General features: G+C 35.6%; 14 protein-coding genes and 1 pseudogene. 5 read left to right on the forward strand and 10 right to left on the reverse strand.

Annotation, left to right across the window (positions count from 1 at the left end):
* Positions 1-17: 17 nt before the first annotated feature.
* Complete coding sequence (locus QUE18_RS11475; protein ID WP_009204021.1) at positions 18-251, forward strand: hypothetical protein; 234 nt, start codon at positions 18-20, stop codon at positions 249-251.
* On the opposite strand, the gene QUE18_RS11480 is transcribed toward QUE18_RS11475, so the two are convergent.
* Positions 232-396: a hypothetical protein gene (locus tag QUE18_RS11480; RefSeq protein ID WP_009204020.1), complete on the reverse strand. Its 165-nt coding sequence runs from the start codon at positions 394-396 to the stop codon at positions 232-234. The genes QUE18_RS11475 and QUE18_RS11480 overlap by 20 nt on opposite strands.
* Positions 397-594: 198 nt before the next feature.
* Here QUE18_RS11480 and QUE18_RS11485 point away from each other — a divergent pair, with 198 nt between their 5' ends.
* A complete protein-coding gene (locus tag QUE18_RS11485; RefSeq protein ID WP_009204019.1) occupies positions 595-984 on the forward strand; it encodes a helix-turn-helix domain-containing protein in 390 nt (129 codons plus the stop codon).
* Positions 985-1,011: 27 nt separating this feature from the next.
* A complete protein-coding gene (locus QUE18_RS11490) occupies positions 1,012-2,070 on the forward strand; it encodes an exonuclease domain-containing protein (RefSeq protein WP_009204018.1) in 1,059 nt (352 codons plus the stop codon).
* 225 nt (positions 2,071-2,295) lie between these two features.
* Here QUE18_RS11490 and QUE18_RS11495 read toward each other — a convergent pair whose 3' ends face one another.
* Positions 2,296-2,508: a helix-turn-helix transcriptional regulator gene (locus QUE18_RS11495; protein ID WP_009204016.1), complete on the reverse strand. Its 213-nt coding sequence runs from the start codon at positions 2,506-2,508 to the stop codon at positions 2,296-2,298.
* Positions 2,509-2,767: 259 nt separating this feature from the next.
* Here QUE18_RS11495 and QUE18_RS11500 point away from each other — a divergent pair, with 259 nt between their 5' ends.
* Positions 2,768-4,231, forward strand: a complete 1,464-nt coding sequence (locus QUE18_RS11500; RefSeq protein WP_009204015.1) for a recombinase family protein — start codon at positions 2,768-2,770, stop codon at positions 4,229-4,231.
* Between the two features lie 405 nt (positions 4,232-4,636).
* Positions 4,637-5,029 (forward strand): annotated as a pseudogene (locus QUE18_RS11505) (peptidoglycan-binding domain-containing protein); the annotation flags it as partial.
* Between the two features lie 64 nt (positions 5,030-5,093).
* Here the strand turns inward: QUE18_RS11505 and QUE18_RS11510 are convergent.
* The 8 genes from QUE18_RS11510 to QUE18_RS11545 all read right to left on the reverse strand — a co-directional run bounded on the left by QUE18_RS11510 (position 5,094) and on the right by QUE18_RS11545 (position 13,766).
* Positions 5,094-6,752 carry an AAA family ATPase gene (locus tag QUE18_RS11510; RefSeq protein ID WP_009204012.1) on the reverse strand — a complete coding sequence of 553 codons (1,659 nt, stop codon included), beginning with the start codon at positions 6,750-6,752 and terminating at the stop codon, positions 5,094-5,096.
* Positions 6,753-6,883: 131 nt separating this feature from the next.
* Complete coding sequence (locus QUE18_RS11515) at positions 6,884-7,588, reverse strand: M15 family metallopeptidase (RefSeq protein WP_009204011.1); 705 nt, start codon at positions 7,586-7,588, stop codon at positions 6,884-6,886.
* A gap of 274 nt (positions 7,589-7,862) precedes the next feature.
* Positions 7,863-8,348 carry a dihydrofolate reductase gene (locus tag QUE18_RS11520; RefSeq protein ID WP_008390643.1) on the reverse strand — a complete coding sequence of 162 codons (486 nt, stop codon included), beginning with the start codon at positions 8,346-8,348 and terminating at the stop codon, positions 7,863-7,865.
* A 15-nt stretch (positions 8,349-8,363) separates the two neighbouring features.
* Complete coding sequence (thyA, locus tag QUE18_RS11525) at positions 8,364-9,212, reverse strand: thymidylate synthase (protein ID WP_009204010.1); 849 nt, start codon at positions 9,210-9,212, stop codon at positions 8,364-8,366.
* A complete protein-coding gene (locus QUE18_RS11530) occupies positions 9,209-10,354 on the reverse strand; it encodes an AI-2E family transporter (protein ID WP_008390646.1) in 1,146 nt (381 codons plus the stop codon). Before QUE18_RS11530 ends, thyA begins: the two co-directional genes overlap by 4 nt.
* Before the next feature lie 89 nt (positions 10,355-10,443).
* Positions 10,444-11,325, reverse strand: a complete 882-nt coding sequence (locus QUE18_RS11535; RefSeq protein WP_009265331.1) for a DUF5688 family protein — start codon at positions 11,323-11,325, stop codon at positions 10,444-10,446.
* A 168-nt stretch (positions 11,326-11,493) separates the two neighbouring features.
* A complete protein-coding gene (gene hisC / locus QUE18_RS11540) occupies positions 11,494-12,549 on the reverse strand; it encodes a histidinol-phosphate transaminase (protein WP_009204009.1) in 1,056 nt (351 codons plus the stop codon).
* A gap of 26 nt (positions 12,550-12,575) precedes the next feature.
* Entirely contained in the window at positions 12,576-13,766 is a 1,191-nt protein-coding gene (locus tag QUE18_RS11545; RefSeq protein ID WP_008390649.1) for a pyridoxal phosphate-dependent aminotransferase, read from the reverse strand.
* Positions 13,767-13,815: the final 49 nt, after the last annotated feature.

Here is a 13,815-nt window from a genome sequence, read left to right on the forward strand (position 1 = left end):
TACGAAAGGAGTTTTTTATGAAACGTTCTGAATTAAATTCAATTTGTGCAGAAATACAAAAACGTCAATTAATTGAATTAAAAGCTGATTTTTTAGAAATGTCTAAGTTGTCCCATGATGAATCATCACATTTTGAAGATTTCTTTGCAGCTCTTATGGCAAATTCTCTTCCTATTCTTTCTAAATTATCTGTTCAATGCACTATTGACACATTAGAAAATCTAGGTCTTATTAAGATTGAAGATGATTAATTTGGTTTATTATTTTTTCACAAATTGTATCAACATCATTTTTGCTAGTTTGTTTTTTGTTGATCCATTGTCTAAAACAAGCTAGCGCTAAAATAACTGTGCTTATTAAAATGAGTACAGTTATTTTAGTATCCTTAAATTTCATTCTTTCTCATCTCCTTTCCTGGTGCTTCGTTTACTTGTTGCTGTATATCATTTTATCTTGTGCTTATGTTGCAATTATATGTCACGTAGTTGCATTTGTCAATAGTTTTTCCGCAACAATGTTGCTTTTTATCTTGATTACATTTTTTTCTTGTGCTATTATGGATACATAAAGGAAAGGAGGTGTACACCTAGTTGTATGAATAATCGTATTAAATTTCTTAGAAAATCTTTAAATCTAACACAACAAGAATTCGCTGACAAATTAAACATAAAACGTGGAGCTGTATCTAATTATGAGATTGGTCGAAACCAACCGATAGATGCCGTGATTTCTTTAATATGCAGAGAATTTAATGTAAACGAGAATTGGCTTAGATCTGGAGAAGGAGAAATGTTCCTTCCGGTAGAAGATGAAGTTGGAGAAGTTGTTTCTAAATTGGTCGATGAATTGAACCCTTTTTATGACATGATTATTGATATCATGCACACTTTTAACAATTTAGATGATAAAGGTCAGGAAATTATTTGTAATTTCACGTCAGATCTTGTTGATAGAATGGCAAAAAGGAATAAACAAGACAATTAATTTTTACACTAAAGATAGGAGGATACTATGGCAATAACTATTTCTTTCAATCAAGATACTGGTTCTATATCTGTTGAAGATTATAATTTCAAAAAGATTGAACGTCATAAAGGTAAAAGTCTTTTAGATTTTCCAAAAAATTATATTGTGATCGATATTGAAACAACTGGTTTGGATACTTCCATTGACTCTATTATTGAGATTGGTGCCATTAAAGTTGTAAATAATTCTGTAGAATCGACATTTTCTTCTTTGGTAAAACCTCCAGCTCTCGAATTTGATCCTGAATTTGACGATTGTGATTTTTTATTTAATAGTACTGGTCAGAAATATTATTATATTGATTCTTATATCACTAACTTGACTCATATCACTAATGAAATGCTTGACTCTGCTCCAGAGCCACAATCTGTATTAAAAGAATTTCTTGATTTTATTTCCAATGACATTCTAGTTGGTCATAATGTCAATTTTGATATCAATTTCTTGTACGATAGCATTTTGAAATATTTCAATCGAGAATTACATAATGATTTTGTTGATACTTTGAGGCTTTCAAGAAGATTACACAAAGATCTCACACACCATAGATTAGCTGATATGGCAAATTATTATCAAATTGATGTTCCAGAAGCACACCGTTCTTTGGCTGATTGTGTCACAACGAACGAATTGTTTCATCGATTACAAGATTCTATGATTGAAAAATATGGATCTTCTGAGAATTTTACTGAATCTATTAAAAATCAATATAGTGGAATTGATATAAATTCAATAACTACAACTAACACAGACTTTAACCAATTTCATCCTTTATATCAAAAAGTTTGCTGTTTCACTGGAAAATTAGAAAATATGCCACGAAAAGACGCAATGCAGCTTGTCGTTGATCTTGGTGGTATCGTGGCTAATTCTGTAACCAAGAAAACTAATTATCTTATTCTTGGCAATAATGACTACTGTACTCAGATCAAGGATGGTAAAAGCAATAAACAGAAGAAGGCTGAAAAATTAAAATTATCCGGACAAGATATAGAAGTAATTTCAGAAAATACATTTTATGAAATGCTAAATTTTGAAGCATAAGGATTTGAATTTCAAAGAAGGAAGACGATTAGCCTTCCCTCTTGATGTGATTTCTGATGATGATAAAGATTCTTTTCAAGAATAATTCATCATTGATGTGCATGATCATTTGATTGATCTGTTGTCTATACCACTCTTTCATCTCTTTATCCTCCTCTCTCTGTATTATAGTCTTTTCAGAGTGTACTGGAAGATGTTGGGATGATATGTCCAATATGTTGGACATCATGGTGTAACATTATATGAATACAAATCTTCTGGAGACATATGCAATGCTTCTGCAAGCATGCAGATCGTTAATAATGTCGGTTCATAACGATTGTTTTCGATATTGTTGATCGTACTTTTACTGACTCCGGATAATTCAGCAAGTTTCCTGCTGCTGATTCCTTTATCAGATCGGATCTGGTAAAGATGATATTCAATTTTAACATTCAAGTCTGTACCTCCTGGTATATCTTTAGAGTGTACAGTATTGTAATTTAATATTAACCATTTTGCTGATATCGGGAAAATGGTAAAAAAATACCGCCCAGCTGGTAACTAGGCGGTATTCAGAAAAACACTTGCACCTGTCAAGAACAGATGAAATACTTTTCCCTCAACAAGTAAAGTATATCATTTTTTCTTGGCACCCGGCAAGGGTGTATTTTTTGTACAAATTTTTAATATTTTATAAAAAGGAAAAGGTGATAACATGAAAAAAATTGCAGCTGCTTATATAAGAGTCAGCACGCATATGCAAGAAGAGCTGTCTCCTGATGCACAACTTCGATGCATTAGAGTCTGGGGAGATGCACATGGTTATTATGTACCAGACGAATATGTTTTTATCGATAATGGAATTTCTGGAAGAAAAGCAAAAAAGCGTCATGATTTCTTGCGAATGATCGGATTGGCAAAAACGAAGCCTGCTTCTCCTTTTGAAGCAATACTTCTTTGGAAATTTAATCGTTTTGCACGAAACCAAGAAGAAAGCATTGTTTATAAATCTATGTTACGCAAAAAATGCAATGTTGATGTAATCAGTACTACTCAGCAAACAACAAAAGACATTTATGGAGATCTTATTGAGCGCATCATCGAATGGACTGATGAATTTTATTCTATCCAGTTAGGGGAAGACGTTTTTCGTGGTATGACAGAAAACGCCCTTCGCGGAAATTTCCAGGCATCTCCGGCTTTTGGATACAAGGTAGAAAAAGGACTAGGACTAGTCATTGTTGAAGATCAGGCAAATATCGTTCGCATGATTTTTAATTTATATGCCAATACTAGGATGGGATTTTATGAGATCGCTCGTCATTTGAATCGCTTAGGCTACAAAACCAAGAAAGGTGGAGCTTTTGAGGCTCGCGCAATTAGGTATATTATCCAAAATCCAATCTATAAAGGATACCTTAGATGGAATTATGCAAATGGTACTACACGTGTTGTTAATGATGAAAGCGAATGGATTATTGTAAAATCTCCACTAGTTCCTATAATTGTGTCTGAAGAACTTTGGGATCGGGCAAACGAACGTTTAAAAAATGAGTATCGTCCTAAAAACGGAAAACCTGTAACAAAGCATCGACATTGGCTGTCCGGGCTTGTTAAGTGTTCTTCCTGCGGTGCTTCTCTTTCTACGTCTGTGCAATACCGTCATGATCGCACCTACATTAATTTTCAGTGCTACAAATACCTTAAAGGAAAATGCATGGTTTCTCATGGAATTTCTGAAAAGAAGCTTGTTCCATTGGTTTTAAATGTCTTGAAAGAAGATATGAGTAAATCTTACATAGAGTGCGAACGTATAGAAAAGGTTGTTGAAAATCAACAGGATATCCTGGATGTTCAGTTGAAACGTTTGGCTACCAGAGAAACACGAATTAAAGAAGCATATCTGAATGGTATTGATTCTTTGGCAGAATATAAGGCTAACAAGGAAGAAATTCAAAAAGAACGTGAGTTTCTTCTTCAGCAATCACAGGATCATAACAAAACGGAAAATGAATCTAATGAACTTCCCAACAAAATTCGTGGTGTTTATGATATACTGGTATCTGATCAATGCAGTAAGGATGAAAAGCAAGCTGCAATCCGTTCGATCGTGAAAAAAATTGTATTTGACAAAGAGAATAAAACATTAGATTTTCACTATTACATAAAAGAAGATTAGATCATTTCAGATTTTTTAGAAATCATGTATATTGTTTTTCCGAGATACATATGCTATAATGCCAGTAGGCAAAATGATAGCAATGTTTCAAGTTGAAACAAAAAAGAAAAAAACCTCAGTACTGCAATACTGGGGTTTTTTCTTGTCTATAATGGGACAAGATCCACGGTTAGGTTGTACGCTATTTATGCCTGTCTAACCATTTGCATAGGTAGTAGGCAACTACGCTAGCCAATACAGACATAATAAATGATAGCAAATTTTCCAAGCTGAAACCCCCTTTCTGTTGCCAGATTGGGTGCGACAACATTGATATGTTATCACAAAAGTATTTTTTGTGCTATACTTAATTCATATAGCTACATAATTTTTAGCCTTTTCTTATTTACTTTATACGCACTTGCAGAATGGATGACGCAGTGGGGTTCTAAATACTTAGGCGATCAGGGATATGCTCCGATTGAAATCCTGAGATATTATTATGGAGAGAGTATGTACATCAATACCGCAGAACAGATTTCAGGAATTCCTTCTTCCTGGCCGGGATATGATCTGACGATCGGCAGCAGAGGAGATAAGGTTCGACAAATACAACAACAATTGAATCGTATTGCTAAAGATTATCCTTCTCTGCCTACGATTGCTGTGGATGGTGTTTATGGAGAATCTACTGCGAATGCTGTTCGGAAATTCCAGAATGTTTTTGGACTGCCACAGACTGGGATTGTTGATTACCCTACTTGGTATAAGATCAGTGAGATCTATGTTGGAGTTAGCCGGATTGCGGAGTTGAATTGAAATCTTAGATACACCAAAAGCCCCACAAAGTTCATCCTTGTGGAGCTTTTTTTCATTTCTTATTCTATTTACTCTTCACCAAACACCGCTTTTTATAAAAAGCAATTCCATAACACAATACTTCCTCATAAGCATCTTCAAACTCTTTTGCATACATCTTTGTGTTGATCTGATCTAACGCCTTTTGACAGTCTTTTTCCAAATCTTCTAATTTCCTTGAATACTTTGCTTCAAATACTGCAACTTGTCCTGTTACATCATTGTAGATTACAATATCACTTCGTCCTTCTCCATGCTCTCTATTCGACTCTACACTATAACCTGCTCCTGCAAAGATTCCTGCAAGAAATGCATGATAGAAATTTTCTCGGTAATCATAATAACTGATCGTCATTCGCAGTAATGTGCTGATTTCTTTTGTTGCCTTATCCGCATCTTTGTTCCACACTGCATCAAATAAATCTTTCCGATTCGTAACTCTTGCACTGTCTTCAAACCATTTCCTTACGGTTGATTCGAAAATTTCTTTTACTTCTTTGTTTGGAATTCTTAATTCTATCTGACCATCTTTATCACGTTCTCCGACTTTTGTAAGATATCCAGTAAGATAGAGAATACTCCATAAATTATCTTCTGATGAATGTAGATAATCATATGTGAGGTCTTCTTCTATTTTCTGGCAGATGCTTCCACCTGCGATCAATACTTCTAGTTTTTTTCGTATAGCAGCTCCTGTATAATCAATAAAGGAGCGAATGATCGCATTATCACTGGTATTCTTCCAGTAGCTGACTGGTCTTGCATTCAGATCATTTTGAAGATCTCTTAGATAATTCATGACATCCCATGGACAATATACTTCAAACTCTCCAAAATTATATCCATCATACCATTCTTTAATCAGCTCCGCTTTCTCTTCAATCTCCGCATCTGCTAAAAGCTTATCTACATCCTGTTGTGTAAATCCATAATATTCATTGTATCTTGTGGATGAAATCGTATCTGATACAAAGTTATTTGTTCCAGTGAAAATACTTTCTTTGGCAATCTTTAGGCATCCTGTGATGACTGCAAACTTTAATGAAGAATTATCTTTTAAGGCTGTACTAAGCAAACCTTTCATAATTTCTAACATCTCTTTGTAGTAACCATTACTACTTGCTTTTGCAATTGGAACATCATATTCATCAATTAAAAGGATCACTGGCTTTTTATAATAACTTTTCAGCATATTGGTAATTCTTAATATACAACTTTGAATTTCCATCATACTTGCACTACAAGTCTTTAATTTTTGAAATACCAGTTTATCCCCTTCATCTATCTCATCACTATCCAACAAGTATACATGTTGTTTACATACTTCAGATATAATAAATTTCAAAAAATTAAACGCATTCTCAAATGTAGTTCCATCTACATCCTTAAAAGACAAAAATAATGTCGGATACTGATTCATCCATTTCTCACAAATCTCGACCTCATCAGATATCTCAAGTCCTTTAAACAAATGTCTGCTATCTTTCCTGATATCCAAAAAACTGTTCAACATATTCATCGCCATCGTTTTTCCAAACCGTCTAGGCCGCGTAATCAACGTCACCTGATCCATCTCACCCTGTAACAACGTCTTGATCAATCCGGTCTTATCCACATAATAATAATTCAACTCTCGAATTCTCTCAAAATCCGAAATCCCAACAGGAATATTTAGATTCTTCATCTCTTCCTACTGCCTCCTTTCTTTTATTAATTATATATTGATAAACATATATTCGCAGTTCAATTATGTTAAATCTTTAAACCAATACATGTTATAGCCAACAACCTTCCAGAATCAATAGTTGATCATTTCTATTTATTCACTTCGAAATGCTGATAATCCTTAGAGCTTCTCCACTCACCACCCCAGCTGAATCCATATTTCTTAAAGATCTTATAAGCTGTGTCATTCTTATGGATCATATATCTTTTATATTTTCCTTTACATTTTGACGTCTTTCTCTGCTTATACACCTTACCATTTGCCGGTGATACCTTATTTCCTTTGACCCACGGATTGATCCTTGGATTGATATCGATAGCCATTCCATAAGAATGGTTGGAAAGTTTCGTCGTTCCACTGATCACACGATAATTAAACGCAGAGGTATTATTTGCAGCCATAGACTTCTCATCATTCGCACCATAATCATCGATCAATCTCATTCTCTCAATTCTGTATTTCTTCTGATAAAGAGCATAAAAGACCTTGACCGTTTTCTTCGCGATCTTCTTGTTAACGATCAACTCACCCTCTTTTACCTTCCCATCAAAACCATAATGAAGAACCTGTACATATCTTAAATCAGACAATTTAATATTATTATTCTTACGATAAGATTTTCCCGTGATCCTCTTTTCAATGTTCGGAGAAATCTTCTCATAAGTAAAGCCTTTTTTATAAGTATATTTCGAAGCCGCATTCGCAGATTTTCTCTGTAAACAAGCCGGAATCACAGCCACTGTAAACGCTGTCAATGCAATTATCGTAGTTAATTTCAATTTTGATCGATTCATTTATTCTCATCCTTTCCAAAACTTCAATCATTTATCTTAATCGGTTTCATTATAACATATATTCCAAAGCCCCACACTCCATACCTTGCTTCTGCTAATAACCTACAGCTAAAATATTTTAAATATCAACTGCCCCGGGACCGTATGAACACGTCTGCACTTAGCGAATGGATGATCGTAAGATCATTCATGAGCTTAGTACAGCTACGTGAGAATCCGAATGCGAATGGGTCCCGGGGCAGTTGATATTTAAAATATTCATTGAAAGAGTGAATTATTTTTGATATACAAGAAATTGATATTCAATATCAAAGTAAGTCTCTTCTTCACTCTCTTTCACAAGTTTCCACTCTGGCATCTCATCCAGATCTGGAAAATAAGTATCTGCATCATATGCGAAGTCTGTTCTTGTAACATAAGCTGTATCACAATAAGGAAGCATCATGCGGTAAATGCTTTCTCCACCGATAATAAAAATATCTTCATCCTTATATTCTTCTAGCTCATCTAACAATTCTTCTTTACTTCCAACTACGATCGCTCCTTTTGCATCGTAGTCTTTATCATGTGTTAATACAATATTCGTTCTCTTTGGAAGCGGCATTCCATTTGGAAAGCTTTCTAATGTTTTTCTTCCCATGACAACGACTTTTCCTGTTGTCATCTGACGAAACATCTTCATATCATTTGGAATATGGACTAAAAGTTCATTGTTCTTTCCAATTCCCCAGTTCTTATCTGCATTTACAATAAGATTCATCTTACTTTCTCCTTCTTATATTGCGATCGGAATATCTTTGATCTGTTCTCCTGCCTGATAGTCTTCGATCTTAAAGTCATCTGTTGTGAATCCATAGAAATCTTTGACTTCTGGATTAAGCGTTACTTTCGGTGCAGGATATGTCTCTCGTTTGATCATCTCTTTGATGATCGGAATATGGCGATCATAAATATGTGCATCTGCGATCACATGAACTAATTCTCCTGGTTCCATATCACATACCTGAGCCATCATATAAACTAATGCTGCATACTGTACAACATTCCAGTTATTTGCTGCTAAAATATCCTGAGAACGCTGGTTCAAGATTGCATTCAATGTGAGCTTATCATGTCCTGGTTTCTTTGTTACATTAAATGTCACACTATACGCACATGGATAAAGATTCATCTCATGAAGATCTTGGTGGACATAAATATTTGTCATGATCCTTCTACTGTATGGGTTGTGTTTCAGATCATAGATCACACGATCTACCTGATCCATCATTCCTTCTTTGTATTGGTGCTTTACACCCATCTGATATCCATAAGCCTTTCCAATCGAACCATCTTCATCTGCCCATTCATCCCAGATATGACTCTTCAGATCATTTACATTATTTGATTTCTTCTGCCAGATCCATAATAATTCATCAATAGCTGACTTAATATATGTCTTTCTTAAAGTCAATGCTGGAAATTCTTTGGACAGATCGTAACGATTTACAACACCAAACTGTTTGATCGTATAGGCAGACTCTCCATCTGGCCAGTGCGGACGGACTTTCTCTCCCTCTGTACTAGTTCCATTCTCTAAAATATCTTCGCACATAGATATAAATACCTGATCTGCATAACTCATTCTTTCTTGTTCTCCTTTTCTTCTTCCTCGCTGTTGATCGTAAGCATCTCAAATCTTCGTTTAAAAAATGCGATCTTACGGTCAAACACTCCTAATCGGTATAAATTGATCACAAACATTCCTAGGATCAGGGCTAATAACATTCCTCCTAATCCTCCGAATTTCAGACCAACGTAGATCAAAAAGATCGTTGTCAGTGCTGAGATTCCCATACTGTCTCCCATCATCTTTGGCTGCAAGACCTGTTTCAATACCAGACAGATCGCATAAATGATCAGTAAGATAACTGCTGTTTTGATATCTCCTGTGATCAGCTTAAATATTGCCCATGGAATGATCACAGTCCCTGTTCCAAGGATTGGAAATATATCGACAATTCCTACTAATACCGAATAGATAAAAGAATGTCCAATCCCTGCAATAAAAAATCCGATCCAAAGGATCGCTATGATCACTATCATGATCTTTAACTGCGCAAGGCAGTAACTTACTAAGACTCCAACTGAGTTCTTCATAAATACATTGATCTTATGCTTCACAAATCCTGGAATACATTTTTCATACCATGCTATGAGTTTTTCTCGTTCCAGTGAAAACATATAAGCTGCAAATAACATAACAACAAGCCCTAACAGACCGCTTGTCACACCCTTTGCAACACCACCTGCATGTGCTACCCCATAATCTCCTGCAGAAGATGCCGCTTTCTTGAAAAGCTCTCCGATCGATCCGCTCCACTGATCAAACTGTTTTCCAAAAGATGGTGGAAGAATACTTAAAAATTGCTCTATCTTCTTCTGAAAGATCATTCCTTGTCTCATGATCTCATGACGGATATCTGGTGCATCCTGTATAAATCCGATGACTTGCAGTGCGATACCTCTGACTGCAAAATAAAGAACCACTATAATTCCTGTGATAACTGCCGCGATCAAGATCGCAGAACCGAACTTCTTCGGTAATTTTACCTTCTTCTCCAGATATTCGATCACTGGGTGGGCCATCATTGAAATAATCCATCCTGCTACAAATGGCCATAAAAATACGATTGATTTTGGTAATACAAAGATCAAAAGCAATGCACCTGCTAATATGACCAACAGTTCCATGATAATATCCAGATAAATTTCCCAACGTTTCATAATTTTTTCACTCCCTGATGTAATTAGTATATTCTTGAATTTTCATACCATTTTCCATCTCTTAATGAACTATTATACGTTACAAATTATTACTTGGCAATTCTAATCTCATCTTTCTCTCTGTCGTAATGATATATGTGATCTGATAAAACTTCTTCCTGATCCACAACCATACGGTTTGTCTCTCTAACCATTTCTCGTAGTTCCTCTGAACTTTGCACATATTCATCATCCAGTAAAAGGATCACTTCATGAATACTGCTTGGAAGAATATAAAGATCATGTCCCATATAATTCGCGAAATCTCTCAGTGGATCTTTATAAAGCATGACGGATGCTCCATTCATATAATCTCCATTTGATAATACAAACAATGGAATCTCCATATCCGTGATCTTTACTGGTATCACAGACTGAATCTTGCGCATCACTGGTGGGAAGATCTTCTCCGTGTTCTCCTTTGCATCCTTCATCATCTGTTCCTTTGTCACACCCCATAACAGCAACTCTTTGTTCCTCACTAATGCACTCGCCATCCCGTCATGATTCCGGTATGCTGCCCAACGATATGTAACTGCCAGATCTAAGAACCGCTCGTATGGTGTATACTTTAACATCTCTTTATTCTTCTCATAATTAACCACACGATAAAACAGATTCTTCTTAATATGCTCATAATCTGAAACTTTATCCTCATCCAGATAAAATCCAACCTGATGTCCTCGATAAATTCTGGCGATATCTTTCATCGTATCTGATAATTCCTGTCCCCTTAAATAATTTCGATAAAATATCTCCAAATACAACACTGGTACCAGATAATTCTTGGTCTCTCCGATCGACAACCCCATCATCGATATCTGATTATTCCTCTTAACCCTCTGCACCATAACTTTCTTTCCTTCCATCTCTGGAAGATAGTTTAAAATATTCGCTTCTACATACTGATAAAATTCTTTCTCATTCAACATGGTCTTCTCCTTTTCTGTGGATGAAAACGCATGCCATAACCCCATTTTATTTGTTTCCCTCATTTGTCTTCATATGTAAATAATTTCCATATCATCATACAATATTTTCCAGTTGATTGCAATAAAAAAAGAAATTTATTTTTCAAAATTTCTTTTTTTATTCAATCTCTATTTTGTTGCTGTAAATTCTTTTAAGAAATCAAGTAATGTTTCCATTTCTTCTCTCGTACCGATTGTAATCCTTAAATAATTATTGATTCTTGGCTGATCAAAATAACGGACATAAATCTTTGCTTTCTTCGCTGCTTCAAAAATCTCTTTGGCAGGTACGCTTTCATGTGTCGCAAAGATAAAGTTTGCTTTGGAATCTGCAAAACTAAATCCGATCTTTCTCATCTCAATCTGGAACCATTCTCTTGTATCAATGATCTTATTTCTTGTCTCCTGGAAATATTCTTCATCTTCTAAGACAGCTGTTCCAAGAACAATGGATGGCTCATTCATCGTATAAGAGTTGTAGGAATATTTCACATCATTCATTGCCTTGATCAGTTCCTTGTTACCAATCGCATATCCGATACGAAGTCCTGCTAAAGATCTTGATTTGGAATATGTCTGAACGACTAAAACGTTATCATATTTTCTTGTCAGTTCTTTCGCTGTGTCGCCGCCAAAATCAATATAGGCTTCATCAACGATCACAACGACATCCTGATTGTGTTGGATGATATCTTCCACAACCTCTAAAGATAAAAATGCGCCTGTTGGTGCATTAGGATTTGGGAATACCACCCCGCCATTTTCTGCGTAATAATCTTCTTTCTGAATCTCAAATGCATCATTGACTGCTTTCTTCTCATATGGTATTCCGAATAATTCTGCCCATACAGGATAGAAGGAATATGTGATATCTGGGAAGAAGATTGGTTTCTTACCGTTAAAAAATGTCATAAATGCAACGGCAAGCACATCATCAGATCCCACTCCGACAAATACTTCTTCTTTATTAAATCCATGATAAGAAGCGATCGCTTCTACCAATTTAGTTGCTGCAGGATCAGGATATTTGCGCAGATTCTTGATCCCACTCATCGCTTCCTTGATCTTATCGGATGGCGGATAAGGGTTTTCATTTGTATTTAACTTGATCACACCTTCTTCTTTTGGCTGTTCACCCGGTGTGTAAGGTTCTACTTTTCGTACATTGTCTCTCCAGCTGTTCATTGAAAGTCTCCTTTATCTATATTGGCTTATTTGCGATAGTCATCGATCAGTTTCTTAAATAATGGAAGGGCTTTTTCGATACGTTCTGTTGGTACACAGTAAGAAATACGCACATATCCTGGGCATCCAAAGCTGTCCCCAGGTACGATCAACAGATCATATTCTTTCGCCTTCTCGCAAAATGCATTGGCATCTTCTTCTAATGCTTTCGGGAATAAATAGAAAGCTCCACCTGGTTCTACACATTCATATCCCATATCCACTAATGCATTATAGAATAAATCTTTGTTCTTCTGATAGATTGAAAGGTCAGAAGTTAAATCTACACATTCTCCAACAACTTTCTGATATAAGGTTGGCACACAGACATAAGAAAGTAAACGTGCAGATGCGATAAACGCTGGCAGTAACTGTTCAAAATCTTCTGCCTCATTTGGTGCTACGATATAACCGATACGTTCTCCCGGCAGTGATAAGGATTTACTAAAAGAATATGCTACTAATGTATTGTTATAAAAATGTGGAACATATGGCACTTCAAATCCATCATACGCGATCTCTCTGTATGGTTCATCGGAAATGATGTAAATACTGTGTCCATATTCTTTTTGTTTCTTCTCTAATAATGCAGCTAATTTCTCAATCGTCTCTCTGGAATAAACAACTCCGGATGGGTTGTTTGGAGAATTGATCAAGATTGCTTTGGTATGCTCATTGATCGTTTCTTCTAATTCTTCGAAATTAATCTGGAATGCTCTGGTATCTGCAGAAATGACCTTTAATCTGCATCCTGCTCCCTGTGCATATACTGCATATTCTGGGAAATGTGGTGCGAATGTGATAACTTCATCTTCTGGCCCATCAACTAATGTCTTAAAGCAGATACCAAGGGCTGCTGCCGCTCCGATCGTCATAAAAATATTCGCTGCTGTATAATTTGTATCAAATCTTTTATTTAAAGACTTGGCAATGTTTTCTCTTACTTCCAGTACTCCAGCATTGCTTGTATATCCATGAATATCCACTGGATCTGCTGTTTTTAACAGGCGAAGTGCTGTCTCATCAATTTCTTTTGGTGCTGGAACACTTGGATTCCCGATACTGAAATCAAATACATTTTCTGCTCCGACTTCTTTTGCTCTCTTCATTCCATATTCGAAAATATCACGGATAATAGAATGCTGTTTCGATAATTCTACTACTTCTTTTGATAACATGATCTGTCTCTTCCTTTCTTTGCCATTAGTTTTATTTTACAAAAAAATG

Origin of the sequence: Anaerostipes hadrus ATCC 29173 = JCM 17467 (assembly GCF_030296915.1) — a bacterium.
GTDB classification, from domain to species: domain Bacteria; phylum Bacillota; class Clostridia; order Lachnospirales; family Lachnospiraceae; genus Anaerostipes; species Anaerostipes hadrus.